At 59.7% G+C, this 23,603-nt stretch carries 20 protein-coding genes and 1 riboswitch; of the genes, 10 read left to right on the top strand and 10 right to left on the bottom strand.

Annotation, left to right across the window (positions count from 1 at the left end):
• Positions 1 to 9: 9 nt before the first annotated feature.
• From ACQUTG_RS16425 to ACQUTG_RS16415, 3 genes are read right to left on the bottom strand one after another with little or no spacing between them, the layout of a single operon-like run.
• Positions 10 to 2,028: a glycosyltransferase gene (locus ACQUTG_RS16425; protein WP_428920440.1), complete on the bottom strand. Its 2,019-nt coding sequence runs from the start codon at positions 2,026 to 2,028 to the stop codon at positions 10 to 12.
• A gap of 51 nt (positions 2,029 to 2,079) precedes the next feature.
• Positions 2,080 to 2,985 (bottom strand): lysophospholipid acyltransferase family protein, encoded by a 906-nt coding sequence (locus tag ACQUTG_RS16420; RefSeq protein ID WP_428920439.1) that lies wholly within the window; start codon positions 2,983 to 2,985, stop codon positions 2,080 to 2,082.
• Positions 2,982 to 4,403, bottom strand: coding sequence for a mannose-1-phosphate guanylyltransferase/mannose-6-phosphate isomerase (locus tag ACQUTG_RS16415; RefSeq protein WP_428920438.1), 1,422 nt, complete (start codon positions 4,401 to 4,403; stop codon positions 2,982 to 2,984). Before ACQUTG_RS16415 ends, ACQUTG_RS16420 begins: the two co-directional genes overlap by 4 nt.
• 127 nt (positions 4,404 to 4,530) lie before the next feature.
• On the opposite strand from ACQUTG_RS16415, the gene ACQUTG_RS16410 reads away from it, so the two are divergent.
• Positions 4,531 to 5,355, top strand: a complete 825-nt coding sequence (locus ACQUTG_RS16410) for a glycosyltransferase family 2 protein (protein ID WP_428920437.1) — start codon at positions 4,531 to 4,533, stop codon at positions 5,353 to 5,355.
• Here ACQUTG_RS16410 and ACQUTG_RS16405 read toward each other — a convergent pair.
• From ACQUTG_RS16405 to lpxL, 4 genes are read right to left on the bottom strand one after another with little or no spacing between them, the layout of a single operon-like run.
• On the bottom strand, positions 5,328 to 6,314 hold the full coding sequence (locus ACQUTG_RS16405) for a glycosyltransferase family 4 protein (protein ID WP_428920436.1): 987 nt from the start codon (positions 6,312 to 6,314) through the stop codon (positions 5,328 to 5,330). The two genes, ACQUTG_RS16410 and ACQUTG_RS16405, sit on opposite strands and share 28 nt — an antisense overlap.
• A 44-nt stretch (positions 6,315 to 6,358) precedes the next feature.
• Entirely contained in the window at positions 6,359 to 7,471 is a 1,113-nt protein-coding gene (locus ACQUTG_RS16400) for a glycosyltransferase family 4 protein (RefSeq protein ID WP_428920435.1), read from the bottom strand.
• Positions 7,468 to 8,430: a mitochondrial fission ELM1 family protein gene (locus ACQUTG_RS16395; RefSeq protein WP_428920494.1), complete on the bottom strand. Its 963-nt coding sequence runs from the start codon at positions 8,428 to 8,430 to the stop codon at positions 7,468 to 7,470. Before ACQUTG_RS16395 ends, ACQUTG_RS16400 begins: the two co-directional genes overlap by 4 nt.
• 15 nt (positions 8,431 to 8,445) lie before the next feature.
• Entirely contained in the window at positions 8,446 to 9,399 is a 954-nt protein-coding gene (lpxL, locus tag ACQUTG_RS16390; protein ID WP_428920434.1) for an LpxL/LpxP family Kdo(2)-lipid IV(A) lauroyl/palmitoleoyl acyltransferase, read from the bottom strand.
• Positions 9,400 to 9,501: 102 nt separating this feature from the next.
• Between lpxL and waaA the strand changes: the two genes are divergently transcribed.
• On the top strand, positions 9,502 to 10,755 hold the full coding sequence (waaA, locus tag ACQUTG_RS16385; RefSeq protein ID WP_428920433.1) for a lipid IV(A) 3-deoxy-D-manno-octulosonic acid transferase: 1,254 nt from the start codon (positions 9,502 to 9,504) through the stop codon (positions 10,753 to 10,755).
• A gap of 41 nt (positions 10,756 to 10,796) precedes the next feature.
• Here the strand turns inward: waaA and ACQUTG_RS16380 are convergent, their stop codons facing one another.
• Positions 10,797 to 12,155, bottom strand: a complete 1,359-nt coding sequence (locus tag ACQUTG_RS16380; protein WP_428920432.1) for a TolC family outer membrane protein — start codon at positions 12,153 to 12,155, stop codon at positions 10,797 to 10,799.
• Positions 12,156 to 12,339: 184 nt separating this feature from the next.
• Positions 12,340 to 12,455, top strand: a riboswitch (TPP riboswitch).
• Between the two features lie 92 nt (positions 12,456 to 12,547).
• Between ACQUTG_RS16380 and thiC the strand changes: the two genes are divergently transcribed.
• The 4 genes from thiC to cpdA all read left to right on the top strand — a co-directional run bounded on the left by thiC (position 12,548) and on the right by cpdA (position 16,983).
• Positions 12,548 to 14,425 (top strand): phosphomethylpyrimidine synthase ThiC, encoded by a 1,878-nt coding sequence (thiC, locus tag ACQUTG_RS16375; protein WP_428920431.1) that lies wholly within the window; start codon positions 12,548 to 12,550, stop codon positions 14,423 to 14,425.
• A 487-nt stretch (positions 14,426 to 14,912) separates the two neighbouring features.
• Positions 14,913 to 15,530 carry an NUDIX domain-containing protein gene (locus ACQUTG_RS16370; RefSeq protein WP_428920430.1) on the top strand — a complete coding sequence of 206 codons (618 nt, stop codon included), beginning with the start codon at positions 14,913 to 14,915 and terminating at the stop codon, positions 15,528 to 15,530.
• Positions 15,530 to 16,015 carry a DUF1249 domain-containing protein gene (locus ACQUTG_RS16365; protein WP_428920429.1) on the top strand — a complete coding sequence of 162 codons (486 nt, stop codon included), beginning with the start codon at positions 15,530 to 15,532 and terminating at the stop codon, positions 16,013 to 16,015. The genes ACQUTG_RS16370 and ACQUTG_RS16365 overlap by 1 nt, the downstream gene beginning before the upstream one ends.
• Positions 16,016 to 16,176: 161 nt before the next feature.
• Positions 16,177 to 16,983: a 3',5'-cyclic-AMP phosphodiesterase gene (cpdA, locus tag ACQUTG_RS16360; protein ID WP_428920428.1), complete on the top strand. Its 807-nt coding sequence runs from the start codon at positions 16,177 to 16,179 to the stop codon at positions 16,981 to 16,983.
• On the opposite strand, the gene metE is transcribed toward cpdA, so the two are convergent.
• A complete protein-coding gene (gene metE, locus ACQUTG_RS16355) occupies positions 16,977 to 19,289 on the bottom strand; it encodes a 5-methyltetrahydropteroyltriglutamate--homocysteine S-methyltransferase (protein ID WP_428920427.1) in 2,313 nt (770 codons plus the stop codon). The two genes, cpdA and metE, sit on opposite strands and share 7 nt — an antisense overlap.
• 128 nt (positions 19,290 to 19,417) lie before the next feature.
• Between metE and ACQUTG_RS16350 the strand changes: the two genes are divergently transcribed.
• The 3 genes from ACQUTG_RS16350 to ACQUTG_RS16340 all read left to right on the top strand — a co-directional run bounded on the left by ACQUTG_RS16350 (position 19,418) and on the right by ACQUTG_RS16340 (position 22,083).
• The gene (locus ACQUTG_RS16350; RefSeq protein ID WP_428920426.1) at positions 19,418 to 20,308 is read left to right on the top strand and encodes a LysR family transcriptional regulator; all 891 of its coding nucleotides are present in this window, start codon (positions 19,418 to 19,420) and stop codon (positions 20,306 to 20,308) included.
• A 45-nt stretch (positions 20,309 to 20,353) separates the two neighbouring features.
• Positions 20,354 to 20,746: a glycine cleavage system protein GcvH gene (gene gcvH / locus ACQUTG_RS16345; protein WP_428920425.1), complete on the top strand. Its 393-nt coding sequence runs from the start codon at positions 20,354 to 20,356 to the stop codon at positions 20,744 to 20,746.
• Between the two features lie 140 nt (positions 20,747 to 20,886).
• Positions 20,887 to 22,083 (top strand): class I SAM-dependent rRNA methyltransferase, encoded by a 1,197-nt coding sequence (locus tag ACQUTG_RS16340; protein WP_428920424.1) that lies wholly within the window; start codon positions 20,887 to 20,889, stop codon positions 22,081 to 22,083.
• A gap of 158 nt (positions 22,084 to 22,241) precedes the next feature.
• Here the strand turns inward: ACQUTG_RS16340 and ACQUTG_RS16335 are convergent, their stop codons facing one another.
• On the bottom strand, positions 22,242 to 22,898 hold the full coding sequence (locus tag ACQUTG_RS16335) for an HAD family hydrolase (protein WP_428920423.1): 657 nt from the start codon (positions 22,896 to 22,898) through the stop codon (positions 22,242 to 22,244).
• Positions 22,899 to 23,069: 171 nt separating this feature from the next.
• On the opposite strand from ACQUTG_RS16335, the gene ACQUTG_RS16330 reads away from it, so the two are divergent.
• A complete protein-coding gene (locus tag ACQUTG_RS16330) occupies positions 23,070 to 23,600 on the top strand; it encodes an RNA pyrophosphohydrolase (protein ID WP_410330649.1) in 531 nt (176 codons plus the stop codon).
• Positions 23,601 to 23,603 lie beyond the last annotated feature (3 nt).

Below are 23,603 nucleotides of genomic sequence, written 5' to 3'. Positions count from 1 at the left end.
TGTCCTGAGCTATTTGCCAGTCCTGTTGTCTTTCCCCGGACGACCCAGCGTCCACAATCCCGCGTATTTATTAAAGGTCACCTGGGCATAGGTCACCGCCGTCAGATAACCCACCGCGCCGTCAAGAAAGCCAAAGCGGATGAAGTAGACCTGGATAAAGGTCATCAGTCCCCGCAGGGTCGGGTAGATCATGGTCCGGGTCTTCTTGCCCCTGCGATGTTTCTCCAGTGACCCGAGCCATGCGTATTTGGCGCTTTTCTCAAGAGAATGACCAAAATCCCGGTGGGTGTAATGGGTCAGCCGTCCCCGGAGGGTTTTGGTTTTACGGCCCCCGGGAATGAGAATTCGCTCATGCACCAGGGCATCCGAAAAGCGGACGCCCTCCCGACGGAACAGCCGGAGTGGCGCGCGACCACTCCGACCGAAGTCCAGGCGCTTGCCATAGATGGTGACGGCCCAGGGAAGCTTGTAGGCATCGGCGTCAGGATCGGCCAGGTGATGGTTGATCTCCCGGGCCAGTTCCGGCGTGATCCGCTCGTCAGCATCCAGGGATAGCACCCAGTCCCCCGTTGCCTTGTCCAGGGCCCGCTGTTTCTGGATGCCGAAACCGGGCCAGTCGGTAACCTCGACAACGTCGGCATATTGCCGCGCGATCTCTACAGTCCGGTCCGAGCTGCCGCTGTCCAGTACAATGATTTCATCAGCCACCAGGCGGGCGGACTGCAGGCAGTCGCCAATATGGTCTTCCTCGTTCATGGTAATGACGGTGGCAGAGACCTTGACGCGACGTTCACGGTGATAGGAAGCGCGAAGTTCAGTGAACAGAGCTGAAGCCAGGCCGGCTGTTGCCAGCAGGTAGAAGGTCAGGAACAGGCTCCGGTCAAACGTGGCTTCCGTGAGCCCGAACATCAGGTAGCCGGTCGGTACCATGGTACCTGCAACGGCAATGTGCGCTGTGGGAGCGTGGTTGCTGAACAGGTTGCGGGCAAAGATTACCAGCGGGATGAAAATCAGGAATGCCCAGCTCAGTACCCCCGGTATTCCACTCATGGCGGCATTGTTCAGCACGTCATTGTGCGCGTGGCCGGTGCAACATGCGCCGACTCTGCGACTCGCGTCGCCCGCTGCCACGGCAGCTTCCGCGCCCCGCGTGTAGCCTCCCATGCCGGCGCCGGTGAAGGGCTCTTCCAGGAACATGTTCCAGGCCAGTTCCCAGACCTCAAACCGGATCTCCATAGAATTATCCAGTTTCCCTCCGCCCAAAAGTTGATCAAATGAGCGGGATAGCCTGTCACTGCTGATCGCCGTAGCGACTACCAGCACTGCAATAATCACAGCGCCGCCAATGCGCCACTTTTTGCCGACCAGCGGCAGCAGTAGTAGTGAGAGGAAGGGCAGGGCGACCAGGTTGCTGCGGGTTTCCGAAAGCATCGAGATGACCACGGCGCTCAGGCCCAGCACAAAGAGCAGGGTGGCCGGCACAAGGCGCTTGCTGCGGGCGAAGAAGAAGCCACCCGTCAGGGTAAGCATGCCGCCCAGCAACGCAAGATTGCCGAAGCTGATCGGATTGATGCCCGCGCCGAAACGGATGCTCAACAGTTTTTCAATGGCGCCATTGCGGTCCGCCAGGGCAAGGAGGAACATGGCGATCACAGAGATGGATACCAGGGACAGCGCCACAAAGGTGCCCCTTGCCTTGATCCCGACGAAGGTGAGTGCCACGACCAATGGCCAGAAAAGGATAAGGCGGGCATGGGTGCCGAGGTTTTTCCCTCCCTCGTAGCTGAAGCCCTCCAGCGTCCACGAACAGAAGCTCACCAACACGAAGAACCAGAAGGCGAAGTGGAGTAGCCTCAGTTCCTTTGGAATCTCCCAGCCGGACCGGTACAGGGATTTCCGGATCGTCAGAGTGATCCCGGCAATGGCCAGCAGTGCCGTGGCGCCGGCCAGGATGCTGGAGGAAACGAGGGCACCGCCCAGACCTGTCATGAGTAATGCGGGCAGGAGGAATTGGGGTAGACGTGTCATCTGGGCTTCCATCAGTCCTTGTTACATCTGGTGAGCTTGCAGGAGTGTGGCTCAGCAAACCCGGTCCGGGTTGTAGGGATTCGTTTCCCCGGGGGGGCGATGCCGCAGTCGTTTGTATTCCCACTGGTATTGCTCTGGAGACATCCGCACCACTTTTTCAACCGATTGATTCAGTGCGGTTGCCGCCAAAACGGCGTCGGCATCGCCCATGCCGGACTCGGCTTCCGTCACCAGAATGCGGAAGCCCTGCCCGTCCGGCAACCGTTCGGCGTAGGTCACAAGCGCCTGCGCGCCGGTTTTCTGGATCAGTTTGCTCACCAGGGTCATGGTTTTCACTTCCATGCCGAAAAACGGGGCAAAGGCGTTGGTTTTACCTCTGGGCGATTGATCCGGGAGGATGCCGGCCACGCCACCCTGTTTGAGAATGGCCATCAGTCGGGTCAGGCCGCGCCGATCACCGCGCACGAGTTCCGAGCCCAGTCTGCCGCGTACTCGGATCATGTAATCTTCGAATTCCGGCAGGTGAGGGGGGCTGTAAAGCGCTGCCATCTTGTAGCGTGAGGAGAAGAACAGCCCGGCCAGTTCCCAGTTCCCCAGGTGGGGGGCGAGCAATATCAGGCCCTTCCCGGTAGCCAGGGCCTCGTCCACGAGTTCGAGTCCGCGGGTTTCCTTGATCAGGTCCAGGCACTTCTCCACGGGCCATTCCCACATCAGCGGGATTTCCATCAACGTCATGCCCGTATGCGCCATCGAATCTCTCGAGAGCCGATGTTGTTCGTCGGCTGGGAGTTCGGGCAGGCAAATGGCGATGTTGGTGTCAGTCACCTTCCGGGATTTGGTCGGGAGGGCCCAGGCAATCAGGCCAATGAGCTTTCCGAGCCATTGGGCAAGCCCCAATGGCATTGAGCCCGCGATGCGAAGCAGGCCGGCAATGAGAAAATACTTCAGCTTGCTCATGTTCTGCCGTACAGGTCCTCGAACCGGACAATGTCGTCCTCACCCAGGTAAGAACCGGACTGAACCTCGATCAATTCAAGATCGATCACGCCCGGGTTCTCCAGGGAGTGTACCTGGCCGACTGGAATGTAGGTGGACTGGTTCTCGGTGACCAGGTAGGTTTTCTCGCCGTTGGTGACCTGGGCAGTCCCGCTGACGACAATCCAGTGCTCGGCGCGGTGATGATGCATCTGGACCGAGAGTTTGGCTCCGGGCTTTACGGTGATCCGCTTCACCTGGTAGCGCTTGCCACTGTCGATAGAATCGTAAACCCCCCAGGGGCGATACACCTCCCGGTGATTCATGTGTTCGTGGCGACCGTCGTTGCGGATGGTCTCCACAACCTTCTTGACGTCCTGAACCTTGTCCTTGTGGGCAACCAGCAACGCGTCCTTGGTTTCAATGATCACCAGGTCTTCCACGCCAACCGTAGCGACCAGGCGACTGTCTGCCCGCACCAGGGTATTGCTGGTCTCATGGGCGATCACATCACCGCTGAAACTGTTGCCACGGTCGTCCTTCTCGCTGACTTCCCACAGGGCTGACCAGGAACCGATATCACTCCAGCCGGCATCGAGGGATACTACGGCCGCGTCGCTGGTCTTTTCCATCACGGCATAGTCAATGGAATCTTCTGGACAGTCGGCGAAAACACCGGCATTGATACGGGTGAAGTGAAGGTCCTGGCTTGCATCGTCAACGGCCGCCCGGCAAATCGCGAGGATGTCCGGCCGGTGTTTTTCCAGCTCCTTGAGGTAACGGCGGGCACCAAACAGGAACATTCCGCTGTTCCAGAGGTAGTCTCCGGAAGCGAGGTATGTCCGGGCGGTATCCAGGTCGGGCTTTTCTACGAAGCTGTCTACGGCGAAGCATCCCGGAGCCAGTTCCGAACCGCGGTGGATGTAGCCATATCCGGTCTCCGGGTGCCCCGGTACAATACCGAAGGTCACCAGGCGGCCCTGTTGAGCCAGGGGAACGGCTCGGGAAATGCCTGCCTGGAATGCGGTCACATCCTGAATCAGGTGGTCTGCGGCCAATACCAGCATCAGAGGGTCTTCGTCATCGTCACCGAGCTCGTTGACCATCTGGAGAGCCGCCAGGGCAATGGCGGGTGCGGTGTTCCGGCCGCAGGGTTCCAGAATGATGCGGGCATCGTCAAAACCGGACTGGCGCATCTGTTCTGCGGCGAGAAACCGATGTTCTTCGTTGCAGATCAACAGGGGATCTGCTGCGGCCATTCCGTCCAGTCTGGCTACCGTCATTTGCAGCATGGACAGCCGCTCGTCCGTCAGTTTCAGGAACTGCTTCGGGTTCAGCTGTCTGGAAAGGGGCCAGAGACGGGAGCCGGTGCCTCCGGCCATAATGACGGGGTGTATCATGGATTTGCTCCGGGGATTGGGTTGGTCCAGCATCACTCAGAATTTATGGCCACGGATTCTATCACAGGCGCTTTGTTTCGGCAGGCCAGCTAACATTCTACTGTTCATGTTATTGCGGTTTTGAATTATGAAATTACCGTTATCCGTCTACTACATCACCCAAAACGAGGAGGAAAGGCTACCGGAGTCCCTCGAGCGGGTTCATGACTGGGCCGATGAGGTGGTTGTGGTCGATTCGGGCAGCACTGATAACACCGTAGCTATTGCCCGGTCGTTTGGCGCGAGGGTTGTGCATCGGCCCTGGGAGGGCTTTGCGAGCCAGAAGGCCTACGCAGCCAGTTTATGCCGAAATGAGTGGGTGTTGGATCTTGATGCGGACGAGGTGCTCTCCGAGCAACTGGTGGCCAATATCAAGGCTTTGTTTTCTGCTCCGTTACCTGAGGATGTCGCAGGTTATCGAATGCGCTGGGTGCTGTCCCAACCCAACCTGGGGCACCCGTTTCGTCATGACAAGACCAAGAAAATACTGCGCCTCTACAATCGGTCCAGAGCAGCCATACACGCGGAAAAGGATAGCAATGACGACCGCCCGAGAGTGTTGTCGGGTAAAGTGCTCGATTTGAAGGGTGATGTCCTCCACCGCACTCTCATTTCCCTGGAACAGATGGAGCGCAAGTACTGCCAGTTGTCTTCCGAGCAGGCCAGGTACATGGCCGCCAGGGGCCGAAAGATTTCCTCAGGTCGATTGTTCGTGGAGTTCCCTCTCAAATTCCTCAAGTACTACCTGATTCACCGCCAGATTCTCAACGGCTGGTTTGGTCTTAGCGTGTCAATTACCGCTGCCAACCGCAACTTCATGCGCCTGGCGAAGGCAAAGGAGATCCAGATGCTCTCGGAGCTGGAAGCACTGGGCAAATCCGATGGTCAGTCGTCGGAGACCGGATCGACATAGACCTCCAGTGTTGCGTTGGCCATGGCTTCCAGAGTCAGGTGGGCTCGGGCGTAGTCAAAAGCCCGTTGCTCCTGACGCCTGAGTTCCCCCGGCGCAGACAAGGCTGCGATGATCAGGGTCGACAAGGCGGTGACGGAGTGGTCCGGGGCGATGGCTTCGTTGGGGAGGATTTCAACGCAACCGGCCACAGGGGTTGATACAACGAGGCATTGCGTCATCAGTGCTTCGACAAGGATGTAGGGGAATCCCTCCCTCTCGGAGCTGATAACCAGGAGATCTGCCTGCTCCAGGACAGGCATCAGGCCAGTCAGATAGCCAGCCAGGGTGATGGAGTCGCTGCAGCCCAGTTGGTGCGCCTGCTCCAGTAGTCCGGTTTTCTCGCTGCCATCACCAAAGATGGTCAGATGCGCTGACGGAAACTGTGCCAGTACTCCGGGCCAAGCCGAGATGAGCTGCCGGAAGCCCTTGACCGGCTCGAGCCGGCCGGCGGCAACCACGTTAATGGCTGAGGGCAGGCGATATTCCTCTACCCCCGATACGGTTTCATCGCTTTGCTGCACATCGATTCCGTTGAAGATCCGGAATTTTCGGGGGTGGGTAAGGCTGTCATACACCGGTGTGCTCACCGCGATTACTTTGTCCAGTTGCAGGAAAGGCTTCTCGGTCGACTTGCTGCCGTGAACCGTTCCAACTTTCTGGCATCCGGACGTTAGTCGCAAACGGCTCACCATGGTGGCCGCCTTGCTCCCCTGGGCGTGGACCACATCCGGATTCAGGGCACTGACGACCCTTCGCACCCGGTAACTGAGCCAGGGATTCCGCCTGCCCAGTTGCATGGGACAGGGATGAAACTGGATCCGTTCACCAAATTGTTGCCGATAGGAGGGATGGGCGAGAACGTGCACTTCGTGGCCAAGCGTCGCAAGGGCGCCAGCAAGATCTGCGGTGTGCTTTTCCATACCGCCCCATCCGGTTCCCGGTGTGCCCAGTATCATGGCAATCTTCATGAGCGATGGCGCTGTTCCAGAACGTTGCGATAGACCTCGAGAGTCGTCTCTGTCTGCGCCTCCAGCCGGAACCGGTCGGGAATCAGGATGTCGTGCTCCGGCTCCTCGAGAATTTTCTGAACGGTCGCAGCAAAGGCCCCGGTGTCATCCGGAGGTACCAGGCCCTCCCGGAAGCAGGCCTGGAGGGTCTCTGCGGCCCCCCCGCGGTTGTAGGCAACCACCGGGGTGCCCGACGCCAGGGCTTCGGTAACCGTGCGGCCGAAGGGCTCGGGTTTGGTGGACATATGGCAGACCACATCGGCGAACAGATACAGGCTGTTCATGTCGTTGCGCTGGCCCAGGAAGGTCACCTTGTCGGTCAGGCTCAGGCGGCTGCGTTCCCTTTCAAGCTCCTCAAGGAAGCGTTCCTTGCCCGGTTCCGCGCCGCCGGCGATGATGCCATGGCAGTCCGGGCGCAGGCGGATCAGCTGGTTCATCATGGCGAGGAAGTCCAGCTGGCCTTTCCAGCGGGAAATTCGGCCGGGCATCATGATGATTTTCTTGCCGGCCAGCTGGGGGTAACGGGATAAAAAGTGATCCAGCCACTGCTGGCTGAGGGCACGGTTGTGGAAGGCCTCCACGTTTACGCCGCGCTGGATGACGGTGAGTTTCTCTTTCGGGACGTTGAAATTTTTCAGCACGTAGTCCCGCACACAGTTCGACACGGCGATCATGTGATCGGCCCTGGTCATGATGGCGCTGTAGGGGTTCACCGAGTACATGCCATGAAAGGTGGAGATGACCGCAGGCCGCTCCTCCTCCGGCAGGCTCTTCAGGGCCAGGTGGATGATCCAGGCAGGCATGCGGGAACGCACGTGGATGATGTCCGGGTTCAGGTCCTGAATCAGCTTGCGCATGGGCAGGATCTGGCCGAAGGAAGCCAGGGATTTGCGATGAATCGGCATGTGAATATGGGTGGATCCCTGCCCCCGCACTTGTTCCGCCATGGGGCCGCCGTTGGAAACCACGTAGGATTCGTGACCGCGGCGAACCAGTTCGGCAGCGAGATCCACGGTGCCCCGTTCAACGCCACCGCTATAAAGAGCGGGTAGTGCCTGCAGAATCCTCACGCTTTCTTTCCTTTTGTCGATCTTCGTTTGCTTTTGAGGAGCCGTTCTATAACCCACCTGGCTGCCCGGTCGGCCTCCCAGAGTTGCCTGGAGGGTACGGCCTTCCTGGTCATGACGCTGCGGTGATCGCTCCAGTGGGCGACAAATCCCGCCTCGGCCAAGCGGTTGACTCCTTGTGCCACCCGGCTGTCCGGTCTGGTGGGGAGATCCAGAAGACCCGCAGGCACGCCCGAGGTGGCGGCCTCGCATACCATCGACATGCTGTCCGGCGTTATCCATACCGCCCTGGAGGCAGACAGCTGATGCCTGAGCCAGTTCTCGTGAGTGTTTTCACAGCTCATAACGGTGACTCTGGGGTGAGCCAGGTCTGCGAGGCGCTCTCGCATTGCCTTGGGTGTGCGCCGGGAATCGCTCAGGGTCCAGCGCCAGCCCGGGTAACGGGCAACCAGGTCATTGATTCGGGCCAGAACGGCGTCGTCGTCCCAATCAAAATGGGGTGAAGGCCCGCCAATGAGGATCAGGGCCTCGCGGTTATCGGTCAGCCTTGCCAGCGGAGTGATGGGGTTTATCACGCCTTCGGTGACAAGGACGTTTGCAGATGCTTTCACCTTGTCATGGGCGGGAATGATGGCGCCGTCCACCCATGACAGGGGAAAGGAAGGCTTCATGATAACCAGGGTTTTGGCGTTGCCCAGCCGTCGGAGTGCGAGCAGCAACCGGTGGGTGCCGGTACCGGCGGCCACGATCAGGTCGGGTCGGGGCAGGTCGGCGGGCAGAGTCGGCGCCGCTCCGAGCAGGGCGCGCCACAATGGCACCTGATAGTCGGTTGCATCGAGCCAATAGAGGCGTGCCCCGGTGTGAGCTCGCAGGCGGTTGCCCAGGCCCTTCAGCTGGTTCCGGTGCCCCGGCTTGCCGTCGGTCACCAACCAGACCACCGGTGCATCCTCCTCGGGCTGCATGCTCAATGGTAACTCCTACTTTTTCTTGCGCCGGTAGAAACCGGGGTCGTCGGGTTCCGGACGGGTTTTGAAGCGCCGGTGCATCCAGAGATACTGGTCTGGTGCCTTGCGGATCTCCTGCTCGATGATCCGGTTGATGCGGGTGGCATCCTCAAGGTCGTCCCCGCTGGGAAAGTTCTCCAGTGCCGGGTGGAAGTAGATGTCGTAGCCCGGCTTGTCATCCCGCCGGAAGTGACTGAACGGCACGATTTTGCAGCCGCTGCGCTCGGCAATCCGTGAGGTAGCGGTAATGGTGCCGGCGGGAATGCCGAAAAACGGCGCGAACACGATATCCTTGCGCCCGTAATCCTGGTCGGTGGCGTACCATACCGCGCGGTTTTTCTTCAGACTGCGGAACAGGCCGCGAAGATCCTTGGCGCCAAGCACGTTACCGTAACGCCGGCCCCGGGCGCGGGTCATGACCGCATTCATCAGCGGATTGTTGTGATCCCGCTGCATGACATCGGCCTCGATGTATTCAGTTACCAGGCTACCTCCCAGATCCAGGGTACTGTAATGACCGCCCAGCAGCAGTATGCCGTGACCGGCTTCCAGGGCCTTTTCGAAATGCTCGATGCCGTGGATGCGGGTGATACCAGTGAGCTTTGCCGGGTCCCGGAACCAGGCAATGCCCAGCTCCATCAGCCCGATTCCGTTGGCGATGAAGGCTTTGCGCACGAGCGCTGCCTGTTGCTGTTCGGTCAACTCTGGAAAACACAGCCGGATATTCACTTCGGTAATGTGACGGCGGCTCCGTGCAAATTTCCACGCCAGCAATCCGGCCAGCTTGCCCAGCCACCACTGCAGACGGATTGGCAGTTGGGCCACCAGCCACATGAGGCTGATACCAAGCCAGGTTGGCCACCAGCGTGGGTGCCGGTAGGCGGAAAAGTCCGTGTTGCGTGGCAGTTTGCGGTACTTCTTCTTCAAAACAGGGAACCTTGCATCGACAATGGGTGAATCCGGGGGCACCATGCGGCCCCTTGACGATTTTTGCGCTATGATAACGCACTGTTTTGCCGGGAGTCCTGCGTGTTCCAATTTCTCTATTCCCAGCTCATCCGCCTGATCCTGCCGTTTATCCTGCTAAGGCTGTGGTGGCAGGGCCGAAAGGCTCCCGCCCTGCGCCAGGATCTTGGCCATCGCATCGGGCTGGTTCCCCGGCTTCCGGGCCCGGTTGTCTGGGTCCATGCGGTGTCGGTCGGCGAAACCATCGCAGCGGCACCCATGGTGCGGCGCCTGCTGGCGCGGGACCCGCAGATCACCATACTGATGACGGCCATGACCGACACCGGCCTGGCCCAGGCCCGAAAGATGTTCGGTAACCGGGTGCGCTATGCCTACGCACCCTACGATAGCCCTGGCTCCATTCGCCGGTTTCTCAATCGCACCCGTCCCCGGATCCTGGTCATCATGGAAACCGAGATCTGGCCCAACATGATACGCCAGACCCGGGCCCGCGGTGTTCCGGTTTTCCTGATCAATGCCCGCCTGTCCGAACGCTCTGCCCGGGGTTATGAACGGATCCGGAGCCTTGCGTTACCGATCATGCAGAGTATCAGCTGGGTGGCGGCCCAGGCCGAGAAGGATGCCGAACGCTTCCGCCGTATCGGGGTCGTCCCGGACAAGGTGGAAGTCACCGGCAGCGTCAAGTTTGACGTGGATATACCACCGGATGTCCGACAGGCTGCACGGGATCTCCGAACACGTTTGGCGGGGCGGCCGGTCTGGATTGCCGGCAGCACCCATGGGGGAGAGGATGCTCAGTTGCTCACCGCCCATCAGGAATTGCTTGTTGCCCATCCCGAAGCGCTCCTGATCCTGGTGCCAAGGCACCCGGAACGATTTGATTCGGTGGCCAACAAGGCCATGTCCAGGGGGATGACCGTTGCCAGGCGTTCCCGTGGCGAGGATCCCGCTGATGCCCAGGTTTATCTGGGCGACACCATGGGCGAGCTGATGATGCTCTATGGTGCCAGTGACATTGCCTTTGTGGGTGGTTCGCTTATTGAACGGGGTGGGCACAATCCCCTGGAGCCGGCTGGCTGGGGAATCCCGGTGTTTTCCGGGCCTCACGTGTTCAATTTCGAGACCATCTATCAGCGCCTGCTGGACGATACCGGCGTCAAGATCGTGGCCAACGCCGAAGAATTGGCGACCTTCCTGATCACCCTGTTCAGTCACCCCAGTGAGCGGGAAGCGATTGGACGGCGCGCACTGTCAGTGGTGAACAAGAACCGGGGCGCGCTGGAAAAAGTGGTCGAGGGAATTATCGAGCGGGTTTGATGTGAGTGGCGGGCAGTGTGCCTGCCCGCCAAAGCGGTCCCCTAGCGGGCCGGATCGTCCAGGGTCTGTTCCTCGTTGGCCAGGGCTTCAATGCCTGGTGCTGTTTCGCTCAGCCAGTTGTTCAGGTCCACCAGATCCTGTGGGCTGAGAGTGCCGGCGGCCTGCTTCAGCTGCAGCGTGTTGATCACGTAGTCATAACGGGCATTGGCATAGTCACGCAGCGCCACGTAATAGGCCCGCTCCGCATCCAGCACTTCCACGATATTCCGGGTACCCACTTCATAGCCGGCACGGGTGGCATCCAGTGCACTGCGGCGGGAAATAATGGTCTGTGACAGCGCCGAAGCGGTCTCGACATTGTTGTTCACGGTCAGGAACAGGCTGCGGGTATTCACCCGGACGTCCCGTCGAACGGTGTTGAGCTGCTCTTCCGCCACGGTAACGAGGGACCGTTGCTGCCGAACGCCCGCCTGGGTACCACCACCGGTATACAGTGGCACGTTCAGCTCCAGGCCAATAACGCCCTGGGTCCCTTCGAACTGGTTGGGGCTGCCGCCGTCAATCTCGTTGTCACCGTAGGACGCGGTGAGATCCAGGGTCGGGTAATGGCCGGATTTGGCAACCTTCAGGTTGGCCTCGCTGGCGTTGAGGTCATAGAGCGCGGACTGAATGGACCAGTTCTGCTCCAGCGCCGTGGTTTCCCAGGCCGAAGGGTCCATTGGTTCCGGGCGACCGAGCGGGAAGTTCCGGCGCAGGTTCTCCAGATCCTCCGGGTACTCCCCGGTCAGCCTTGCCAGTTGTTCCTTGGCGACATTGAGCTGGTTTTCCGCGGCAATCCGCTGGCTCTTGGCATCGTCATAGCTGGCACGGGCCTCATATACCTCGGTAATCGCAATCAGGCCAACATCAAAGCGCTCCTGGGCCTGCTCGTACTGGCGCTGGATTGCGGCTTCGGTGGCCAGGGCTGTAGTGACGGTGTCCTGGGCCCTGAGTACATTGAAATAGGCAGTGGCCACGTCCAGGATCAGCTGCTGCTGGGCCAGGTTGTACTGGGCCCGGGCGGATTCGGTCTGGAACTGGCTGGCGTCGTACCGGAACCAGGAGTCGGCCCGGAACACCGGCTGGGTCAGCTGGACACCGTAACTGGTGGACTTGTAGCTTTCGTCCTGAATGTCGCCGTCCAGGTCCGTATGGTTGGCATTGCCGAAGGCGCCCACCTGCGGCAGCAGCGCACTTTTGCTGACATCGCTCGCGGCCTGCTGGGCCTCGAAACTGGCCTGGGCGGCCGCAATGCCGGAGTCATAGGAGAGGGCTTTTTCGTAGGTGTCGATCAGGTCGATGGCGAGGGCTGGTTGGGCAGCCATCACACCGATCAGTCCGGAAAGCAGTCGTTTTTTCATTCTTTCTCCTGAATACCTGTGCGCATGGGCGTCAGTCCGGGACGCCGGGTAACCGGCCGCACAGTGCTCTCAAGCACCAGGGTGTGCATCCGGCGGGCTTATGGTTGGCCATTATGGACAATAATTCCCCTGGCCTCTACACTTGCAAACGTCACACAAATTGTGTGCTGAACCGAATTTCACTCGCGTCTTGACGGGGTGCTGGCTTACCTGATTCCTGGGTGGCCGGCTGAGATTGCATCGCAGAACCCGCGACCTGATCCGGATAATACCGGCGTAGGGATTAAGACCAGATGACCCAAAAGCAGTCCCCAGTCCTAGTGGCTTTGGCTGCCCATGCAGGCTCCGTCATACGCGACCCGAAACCCCAGTCCATCTACCGGGAGCGAAAGATGACCGACCTGCCATCCTACCTCAGCGATTCCGCAAGAGTTGATTCCGCCGCCATCAAACCGTTACCAAGCTCACGAAAAATCTACGTGCAGGGTAGCCGATCCGATCTGCGAGTGCCCATGCGGGAAATTACTGTGGAAGACACGCCGACCGAAATGGGCGGTGAGAAGAACCCACCGGTGGTCGTTTACGACACCTCAGGCCCCTACACGGACCCGGAGGCGAGTATCGACCTGCGCAAAGGCCTGGAGCCCATCCGTGCCGGCTGGATTGCCGAACGGGGCGATGTTGAACAGCTGGAAGGCTACACCTCGGAATTCACCCGCCGGCGCATGAAAGACCCACAACTGGACCCGCTCCGGTTCATGGATGAGCGCAAACCCCTGCGGGCCAAGCCGGGCAGGAACGTTTCCCAGATGCACTACGCCCGCCAGGGCATCATCACCCCGGAAATGGAATACATCGCAATACGCGAGAACATGAAACTCCAGGAAGCCCGTGAGCAGGGCCTGCTGGACCAACAACATCCCGGCCAGTCCTTTGGCGCCAACCTGCCAGCGGAAATCACACCGGAATTCGTTCGCGACGAAGTGGCCCGAGGCCGCGCCATCATTCCTGCCAATATCAACCACCCGGAAATCGAACCGATGATCATCGGCCGCAACTTCCTGGTGAAAATCAACGGCAATATCGGCAACTCGGCGGTCACTTCCTCCATCGAGGAAGAAGTGGAAAAGCTCACCTGGGGCATCCGCTGGGGCGCCGACACCATCATGGATTTGTCCACCGGCAAGAACATCCACGAAACCCGGGAATGGATCATCCGTAACTCCCCGGTACCCATCGGCACCGTGCCCATCTACCAGGCCCTGGAGAAAGTCGGCGGCGTGGCCGAAGACCTGACCTGGGAAGTCTTCCGGGACACCCTGATCGAACAGGCCGAGCAGGGCGTGGATTACTTCACCATCCACGCCGGTGTGCGCCTGCATCACGTCCCGCTTACCGCTAACCGGGTTACGGGCATCGTCTCCCGTGGTGGCTCCATCATGGCCAAGTGGTGCCTGGCCCACCACAAGGAAAGTTTCCTTTACGAGCACTTCGAAGACATCTGCGAAATCATGAAAGCCTACGATGTCTCCTTCAGCCTCGGCGACGGCCTGCGCCCCGGTTCCATCGCCGACGCCAACGACGCGGCCCAGTTCGGCGAACTGGAAACCCTGGGCGAACTTACGAAGATTGCCTGGAAGCACGATGTCCAGTGCATGATCGAAGGCCCCGGCCACGTGCCCATGCACCTGGTTAAGGAAAACATGGAAAAGCAGCTCGAATGTTGCGACGAAGCCCCATTCTACACCCTCGGCCCGCTGATCACCGACATCGCGCCGGGCTATGACCACATCACCTCCGGCATCGGCGCTGCCATGATCGGCTGGTACGGCTGCGCCATGCTCTGTTATGTGACTCCCAAAGAGCATCTGGGCCTGCCCAACAAGGACGACGTGAAAACCGGCATCATCACCTACAAGATCGCCGCCCACGCCGCCGACCTGGCCAAAGGCCACCCGGGCGCCCAGATCCGCGACAATGCCCTCTCCAAGGCGCGTTTCGAGTTCCGGTGGGAAGACCAATTCAACCTCGGCCTCGATCCGGACACCGCCCGGGCCTACCACGACGAAACCCTGCCCAAGGACTCCGCCAAGGTGGCTCACTTCTGCTCCATGTGTGGTCCTAAGTTCTGTTCCATGAAAATCTCCCAGGAAGTCCGGGATTACGCGGCAGAAAACGGGCTGGACGAGGTTTCCGCGATTGACGCCGGGATGCAGGAAAAGTCCCGCGAGTTTGTGGAGTCCGGCGGTAAGCTTTACGACAAGGTCTGATAGCTTGGTGTTCTGGTTCGCAGGACTGTGACTTCGCGGGTGGAGCCCGGTGGGTGGCCCGGTTCAGGACACGCTCCTGACGGCCCATCCCTGGGGCGCTTGGGCTCCGCCATCCTTGGCTCCGCACAGTCCTGAACCCGGCCACCCACCGAGCTCTACTAGACTCACGGGAATTCGCTTTAAGAAACCGGAAATTTAGAAGCGATACGGCCCTGTTAGCTTTCTGGCAGGAATTCTACTTGCGCATTGCAGGGCGTCAGATCGGGTGAATCGGGAAGCGCCTCCCAAAACTGTGCGGAGCCATGGATGGCGGAGCTCAAGCGTCACAGGGACGTGCCGAAGGAGCGTGTTTTGGGAGGCGCTTCCCGGTTCGCCCAGCTCCCGCAACTATCAGGCTGGGTCAGGAGCCGAAAGGCCAGATCGTGAGCTTGCAGGAAACCCCAACAACCGGCTATCGTTCAAAGTCGATTACCAACCGGGGTGAACGATGACCAAACCGTTCCAGTTCAAAGACAGCGACGTCAAAATCGAAAAACGCGAAACCGTCTTCCAGGGCTTCTTCCGCATGGACAAGCTCTGGCTGACCCACCCGCGATTTGACGGCCGTGACATGCCGGTCTTTACCCGGGAACTCTTCATAAGGGGCGACGCCACCTGCGTGCTGCCCTACGACTGCGACCGGGACGAAGTCGTCCTGCTCGAACAGTTCCGCCTCGGCGCCCTCGGCCGCAGCCAGTCCCCGTGGTTGCTCGAGCTCGTGGCCGGCATGAACGAAGACGGCGAAACCCCGGAAGAAGTCGCCCAACGCGAAGGCCAGGAAGAGGCCGGGCTCACCTTCAGCCAGCTCGACAAGATCTGTGATTACCTCGTCTCCCCGGGCGGCAGTACCGAAATGATCCACCTGTACTGTGGCCACATCAGTACCAGGGATGCCGGCGGCCTGTACGGCATGGAGCACGAGCACGAAGATATCCGGGCCCACGTGGTTTCCGCAGACGAAGCCATAGCCATGATCCACGATGGCCGGATCAACAATGCTGCCGCTATCATCGCGCTTCAATGGCTTGAACTGAACCGTTCAAGACTCCGTGAAGGAAAGCAGTGATGACCGAGTGGACCATGAAACCCCAGCGCTACGTGCCGGATCTTCGGCAGCTTGGCGCCCTGTGCGACGGCAATTACCAGCGCCTGAGCAAGTTGCGTCAGCTGGAAGCCGATGGCAAGCCGGTGTGCGAGTTCGAGTTGCACCGGGAGAACCAGTACCTGGGCCGGGTCCGGATCAAGGTCCTGCAGACGGCCCGATTTACCGAAACCCTGCTGCTGGAACAGGTCCACAATTCCGGTCGCTGGCTGAACAATCCCCAGATGACCGTGCGCGTGTATCACGACGCCGCCATGGCGGAGGTGATCAGCTGTTACCGGGATCGTCAGATCGCACCGGTCAACGATTATCCCAACCGCTTCATGCATCACCCGGACGAAAAGGTTCAGGTGAATGGTTTCCTGGCCGACTGGCTGGATTACTGTCTGCGCTTTGGCCATTTGCCCATGGAATACGCTGCCTGGCCGGCCGGCGAGGGTGTGGACTGACGGTCCGAAGTGGATGTGTCATAGTTGTCAAAAATAGCAATATGTTGACGACGCCTGGCGGGAATGTGACTCCGGTTGCAATTGCCGGTGACCAATTCTGAAGCGTTCGTCGTACACTTGTCCCTGTTTCAAGTGGTTGCAGCAGGCTTAACAGGTTCGCCATGACCAGATCGGACGAGGCCCGCCCCTTGCGGGTACTCCAGATAACAGACCCCCATCTGATGGCCCGTGAGGACGGTGCCTTGCTGGGTGTGAATACTCGGAACAGCCTCGCGGCCGTGATCGATGAGGTGTTGCAGGCCCATGGCCAGCCGGACCTGATCCTGGCCACCGGTGACCTCGCTCAGGATGCCTCCGAACAGGCGTATCGCGTTTTCGGTGACAGTCTTTCCTGCTTCCACTGCGGTTCCGCCTGGCTGGCCGGCAATCACGACAACTCGGCAATGCTCAACCGGGTTGCCAAGAACTATCAGGCCGATCGCAGGCAGATTCTGCAGGGCGGCTGGCAGTTCGTCCTGCTCGATTCTTCCGTCCAGGGCAAGGTTTACGGTGAGCTGGCGGAGAGTGAGCTGTCGTTTCTCGATCGCGCGCTGTCCGAGTATCCCGATACCCCGACGCTGGTCACACTGCACCATCACCCGGTAGATATCGGGGCGGACTGGATGGAGGAAATCGGGCTCCGCAATCGCGACGCCTTCTGGGCCGTGATCGACCGTCATCGCCAGGTGCGGATCGTGCTCTGGGGTCATGTCCATCAGGAGCATGAAGAGTCCCGGAACGGGGTGAAGCTGCTTGCCACACCCTCCACCTGTATCCAGTTCACCTCCGGCGCCAGGGACTTTTCCGTGGAGCCACTGGCGCCGGGTTACCGTTGGTTCGAGCTCGAGCCGAACGGTCACTTCAGCACCAAAGTTCATCGCGCCGGAGCCTTCGAGTTCGAACTGGACCAGAAGAGCTCCGGTTACTGAGTCTCCAGTTCGCCGTTCTCGGCCGGTTGCTCCAGCCTTTTCCTCAGCTCCCTGGCTGCCGTGATCATGGCCCTGAGGGCCGGCCGCACCTCCCGCCACTGTCGGGTTTTCAGGCCACAGTCCGGATTTACCCACAGCCTTTCGGCCGGAATCCTCTCCGCTGCCTTTTCCATCAGGGCAGTGATCCCGGCCTGTTCGGGCATGTTGGGTGAGTGAATGTCGTAGACACCGGGGCCAATGTCGTTGGGATACTCAAAATTCCGGAAAGCATCGAGGAGCTCCATATCGGAACGGGAGGTCTCGATGGTAATGACATCGGCGTCCATCCGGGCAATCGCCTGAATGATGTCATTGAACTCCGAATAACACATGTGGGTGTGAATCTGGGTTGTGTCATCGACCCCGTTGGCGGCAATCCGGAAGGCGTCGATGGCCCAGTCCAGGTAGTCCTGCCAGTCGGATTTTCGCAGGGGCAAGCCCTCCCGCAGCGCCGCTTCGTCAATCTGGATGATCCGGATGCCTGCGCTCTCCAGTTCCTGCACCTCTTCGCGGATGGCCAGGGCCAACTGCCAGCAGGTCTCCGCCCGGGGCTGGTCGTCCCGGACAAAGGACCAGTTCAGCATGGTGACCGGGCCAGTGAGCATGCCCTTGACGGGCCTGTCGGTCAGTGACTGTGCATATCGGATCCAGTCTACAGTCATTGCCTTGGAGTGAGTGATATCACCAAACAGGATCGGCGGTTTGACGCACCGTGAGCCGTAGGACTGGACCCAGCCAAACCGGCTGAAGGCATAACCATCCAGCTGCTCCCCGAAATACTCCACCATGTCGTTTCGCTCCGCTTCGCCATGGACCAGGACATCCAGGCCCAGAGACTCCTGTTCACGGATGCAATGGGCAATCTCCTGTTTGATACGTGCCAGATAATCTCCTTTGCCCAGTTTTCCGGCCCGGTACTGTTGCCGCACTTGCCGGATATCTCCGGTTTGCGGGAAGGAGCCGATCGTGGTGGTCGGGAAAAGGGGCAGGGGCAGAGCCTTGCTCTGGAGCTTCTGCCGCGTCTCGAAAGCACTGTTTCTCTCGCCAAGCTGTGGGGTGATAAGTGACATGGCCTCGCGGAGCTTCGGATTGCGGGTTTTCGGCGATAGCCTGCGAGAGTCAACCGCGATGCGGTTGTCCTCGAGGTCCCGGGCAACACTGCTCCGGCCGGTGTTAAGGGCTCTGGCCAGGGTGGCCAGCTCCCCGAGTTTCTGCCGGCCGAAGGAAAGCCACTGGCGAATGTCCGGATCGAGCTTGTCTTCAGGTTCCAGGTCGACAGGAACGTGCAGCAGTGAGCAGGACGGGGCCAGCCACAGCCGCTCGCCGAGTCGTGAATGCAATGGTTCCAGCCAGTCGAGGGTGGCATTGAGGTCGGTTTTCCAGACGTTCCGGCCATTGACGACACCCAGGGACAACACTTTATGAGGCGCGAGCCAGTCTGCCAGACGGTCGGCTTCAGGACGGGCAGAAACGGCATCCAGGTGCAGCCCGGCCACTGGCAATTCGCAGGCGAGCTGGAGGTTGTCCCGGAGCTGGCCGAAATAAGTGGTCAGCAGGAGTTTCGGGCGGGTAGCCTTTAGGTGATGGTAGGCAAGACTGAAGGCGTGGCGCCAGCGATCGTCCAGTTCGGTGACCAGGGCAGGCTCATCCACCTGCACCCACTCCGCACCGGCCTCGGCGAGTTGGTCGAGCAGGTCACCGTAAAGGGGCAGAATGCGCTCCAGCAGTGCCAGGGGATCGCTGCCGTCCTTGGATTTTCCCAGCCAGAGATAGGTCACCGGGCCGATAATGACCGGTTTGGCACGAAAACCCTGAGTCTGCGCCTCATCGAGCTGGGCCAGTATCCGGCTGCTGTCGAGCCGGAATTCCGTGTCCTGGTGAAACTCCGGGACAATGTAGTGATAGTTGGTGTCGAACCACTTGGTCATTTCGCCGGCCTGGGTGCCGCAGCAGCTATCGTCATTGGCACCGCGACCGCGTGCGGCCCGGAAATACCGGTCGAGTGCGTGCCCGCCCGGTTTGCCCGCACGTTCGGGCAGGTGTCCGAGGGTTTCGCTCATGTCCAGCACCTGGTCGTACAGGGAAAAGTCCCCTGCCGGGACGAGGTCCAGGGTCTTTTGGTCCTGCCAGTGTCGGCGCCGCAGGTCTCCGGCGGTAATCTCCAGCTCCTCCTCGGTTAGCTGGCCTTGCCAGTAGGCTTCCAGGGCGAATTTCAGTTCCCGTTGAGCGCCGATACGGGGGTAGCCCAGTGAGTGAGTGGTAACCATCTTCTGCTCCTGACGTCTGATTTGTGCTTCGGGTAAGAGTCGGTCAGGGTAGGCGGGCAGTGGCATGAATAAAAATGGTATTATTTCAGTAGTTCATGAAATAAATTCACCAATTAGTGTATTGGCCCATGATTGATCGACACCATCTCGAGATTCTCCGTGCCGTTGATCGCGACGGCTCTTTGACAGCGGCAGCAGAGTCCCTGCATCTCACGCAGTCGGCGCTCAGTCATGCCATTCGCAAGCTGGAGCGTTATCTGGACACACCCTTGTGGCTGCGGGATGGTCGTCAGTTACGGCTGACCCAGGCGGGTGAGTATCTGCTGTCGCTGGCGAATCGCCTTCTCCCCCAGCTTGAACACGCGGAAGAAGTTATCGGTCAATTTGCCAGTGGGCGGCGCGGGACACTCCGGATCGGCATGGAGTGTCATCCCTGTTATCAGTGGTTGCTCAAGGTGGTTGGGCCCTACCTTGAGCGCTGGCCGGATGTGGATGTGGATGTGAAACAGAAATTCCAGTTTGGCGGGATCGGCGCCCTGTTCGGGCATGATATTGATATGCTGGTAACTCCGGACCCGCTGCATCGGCCGGGGTTGGTGTTTGAGCCGGTGTTCGATTACGAGCAGGTGCTGGTGGTCTCCCGGGATCATCCCCTGGCGAGCAGGGAGTTTGTCGTGCCCGGAGACCTGGAGCGGGAAACCCTGATCACCTATCCGGTGGAAGTGGAGCGGCTGGATATCTATACCCGGTTCTTTTTGCCCGCTCACGCCAGCCCGGCCCGGCACAAGACCATCGAGACGACGGACATCATGTTGCAGATGGTCGCCGCCGGGCGGGGCGTGTCGGCGCTGCCGAAATGGCTGGTGGCGGAGTATGCTGAGAAACTCCCGGTGGTTCCGGTGCGTCTGGGGAAGGAAGGGCTGCCCAAGCAGATCTTTCTGGGCCTCCGTGAACGGGATTGTGAGGTCGATTACCTGGATTCGTTCATGAACCTGGCCCGGGAGGTTCGCTGGGGCTAGGTTCTTGCGTTAAACTGCGCGAAAAATTCAACAGGAAGCACAATCATGAGTGATATCCCCGCAGATCTGAAATACATTGAGACCCACCAGTGGGTGCGGGTGGCTGACGATGGCACCGCTACCGTAGGTATTACCGATTTTGCCCAGGAGCAGCTCGGCGATGTGGTGTACATCGGTGTGCCGGATGTCGGGGTGACGGTCAACGGTGGTGAGGAAGCCGGCGTGGCCGAGTCGGTGAAGTCGGCCTCGGATGTGTTCAGTCCGGTGACCGGTGAGGTGATTGCGGTCAACGAGAATCTTGAGGATGAGCCGGAGCTGGTCAATGAGGATCCGTATGGCGACGGCTGGATGTTCAAGGTGAAGCTGGAGGATGCCGGTGAGCTGGATGGCCTGATGGATGCCACCGCTTACGCCGAGCATGTGGCTGCGGAGGAATAAGCAGTTTGGGAGCATGCGTGTTTCAGGGTGGGCTTTCCGAAACACGCTCAAGCCCTGCCCGACTGCTCCCATGTCTGGGTGCAGTGACCAATTGGCTATAATCTCGCATCCATTGATTTCTTGTTTGGCTGGTGTATCTGATGAATTTCCCGATTTTGTATCTTCGAAAAGGCGCTGAACGCCGCCTCCGTGCCGGCCATTTGTGGGTTTACAGCAATGAGGTCGATACCCGTCGTACGCCGCTGACCGAGTTCCAGCCCGGTGATCAGGCCGAGCTGCGGGCGTCCAATGACAAGCCGTTGGGCACGGTGTTTGTTAATCCCCATGCGTTGATCTGTGGCCGGTTGATCAGCCGGAATCCGTCCCAGGGGATGACGCCGCAGCGGCTGACCGAGCGGATGGAGCTTGCGCTGGCAATGCGGGAGCGGCTGTTCGACAAGCCGTTCTATCGCTGGGTGTTTGGCGACAGTGACGGATTGTCCGGGCTGGTGGTTGACCGTTTCGGGGATACCGTAGTGGTGCAGATTTCCACGGCGGGCATGGAGCTGATGAAGGAGGCGATTGTTCGCGCCGTTCAGCGTCTGGTGCATGCCAATGCGATCATCCTGAAAAACGACGGCAAGATGCGGAAGGTTGAGGGGCTGGATACCTACGTCGAGCAGGCGCACGGGCCGGTGGCGGATCTTCTGCCGGTCGAGGAGAATGGCGTTCGCTTCGAGGTGCCGCTGGCCGGTGGTCAGAAAACCGGGTGGTTCTACGATCACCGCATGAATCGTCAGCGGTTGCAGGCCTACGCGCCCGGTAAGCGGGTGCTGGATGTGTTCAGTTATGTCGGTGGTTGGGGGCTGCAGGCCGCCTGTGCCGGCGCTACCCAAGTGACTTGTGTCGACGCCTCTGCAACGGCGATCGATGCGGTACACCATAATGCGAAGATCAACGGGCTCGACAATATCGAAACCATCGAGGGCGATGCCTTCGAAGCGCTCAAGGCCCTGGCGGACGAGAAAGAAAAATATGACATCGTAGTGCTGGATCCGCCGGCCCTGATTCCCCGTCGCCGGGACCAGAAGGCCGGTGAGCAGGCCTATGCCCGCCTGAATCAGTTGGGGTTGCGGCTGCTTGAGCGGGATGGCTTGCTGGTTTCCGCATCCTGTTCCATGCATCTGTCCCAGGAAAAGCTGATCGACATTATTCGAAGCAGCGGCCGGAAAATTGACAGGTTTGTTCAGCTGCTGGAGCAGGGCCATCAGGCGCCGGATCACCCGGTGATTCCGGGGATTCCGGAGACGGATTACATCAAGTCGTGCTTCGTGCGCTCGCTGACCGGGTTTATGTGAAGGACCTGAAAACGGGGTCAGAAGAAGGCTTTCTTCAGACCCCAATCTAACGCTCAGGGTCTTGATTCCCGGGGTCTGATGAAAACTTTCATCTGACCCCTGCCTTGCGATTCGGGGTCAGAAGAAAGCCTTCTTCTGACCCCTCTTTCTTCCTGAAATCACCCCCGCAAAGAAATCACCGGCCACCCCGATTCCTTCGCCAGCGCCTCCAGCCTCGGATCCGGATCCACCGCCACCGGGTTTTCCACCTGCTTCAAAAGCGGCACATCGTTATGGGAGTCGCTGTAGAACCAGGCCCCTTCCAGGGTGCGTCTGTGATGGTCAAGCCAGTCGTTCAGCCGGGTCACCTTGCCGTCCTGGAAGCTGGGGACACCGGCAACTTCCCCGGTATACCGGCCATTGACCAGTTCCGGCTCGGTGGCGATCAGGTGCTCAACGCCCAGCAGGTCCGCAATCGGTTCGGTGACGAAGCGGTTGGTGGCGGTGATGATCATCAGCGTGTGGCCCTGCTGGCGGTGCTGGTCGAGCAGTTCCCGGGCCTTGTCCTGCATCATCGGGCGTACTTTCTTCTCAAGAAAGGCTTCGCGCCACGCCAGCAATTCGTCCATTTCATGCCGGGCCAACGGCTGCAGGGCGAAGCGGAGGTAGTGAAAGATGTCCAGCTCGCCGTTCAGGTATTCCTCGTAGAACCGGTCGTTGGCCTTGCGGTATTCCTCGGCATCGACCAGGCCTTCTTCCACCAGAAATTCGCCCCAGGCGTGGTCGCTGTCGCCAGCCAGCAGGGTGTTGTCCAGATCAAAAAGTGCGAGCGTCAAAGGGTGTCCTCCGCTGTTACAAGGGCTTTCAGGAAGGCTCACAGTCTACCATGACCTGTCGGCATCGGCTCCGTTTGCCGAACCCTTGGGATTCTGTAAGAATGAGAGCAACTTGGACAATTCTCGCCGGTCAGAAATTGACCGGCGGCCGACTTTTGCGAGGACTGTGCCGTGATCGATTCAGACGGTTTCAGACCCAATGTCGGAATCATTCTGGCCAACCACAGGGGCGAAGTTCTCTGGGCAAGGCGAATAGGTCAGGACTCCTGGCAGTTTCCCCAAGGTGGTATCCAGCACAACGAATCACCGGAGGATGCACTGTACCGGGAGCTTGGAGAGGAAATCGGCCTCACAGCCAGTGATGTGGAGATCATCAGCTGTACCCGGGGCTGGCTCAGGTACCGTCTTCCGAGGAGGATGGTGCGCCATAACTCACACCCTGTGTGTGTGGGCCAAAAACAGAAATGGTTCCTGCTGAGGATGTTATCGCCGGACGCGCAAGTGCGTGTGGACGGCACGGATTCACCGGAATTCGACGGGTGGCAGTGGGTCAGCTACTGGTACCCGCTGGGCCAGGTGGTTTCATTCAAACGAGAAGTATACAGACGTGCGCTGCGGGAGCTGGCTCCACGACTGTTCTACAACATGGAACAGTGGCGGAAAGCCGAGCAGAACCGGCGGCTGAAGGATCACTCAAGATGACGG

Source organism: Marinobacter sp. DUT-1 (assembly GCF_050379415.1).
Taxonomy (GTDB): domain Bacteria; phylum Pseudomonadota; class Gammaproteobacteria; order Pseudomonadales; family Oleiphilaceae; genus Marinobacter.
Note: the sequence above shows the minus strand (reverse complement) of the source record. Positions and strands in the feature narration are given on the sequence as shown.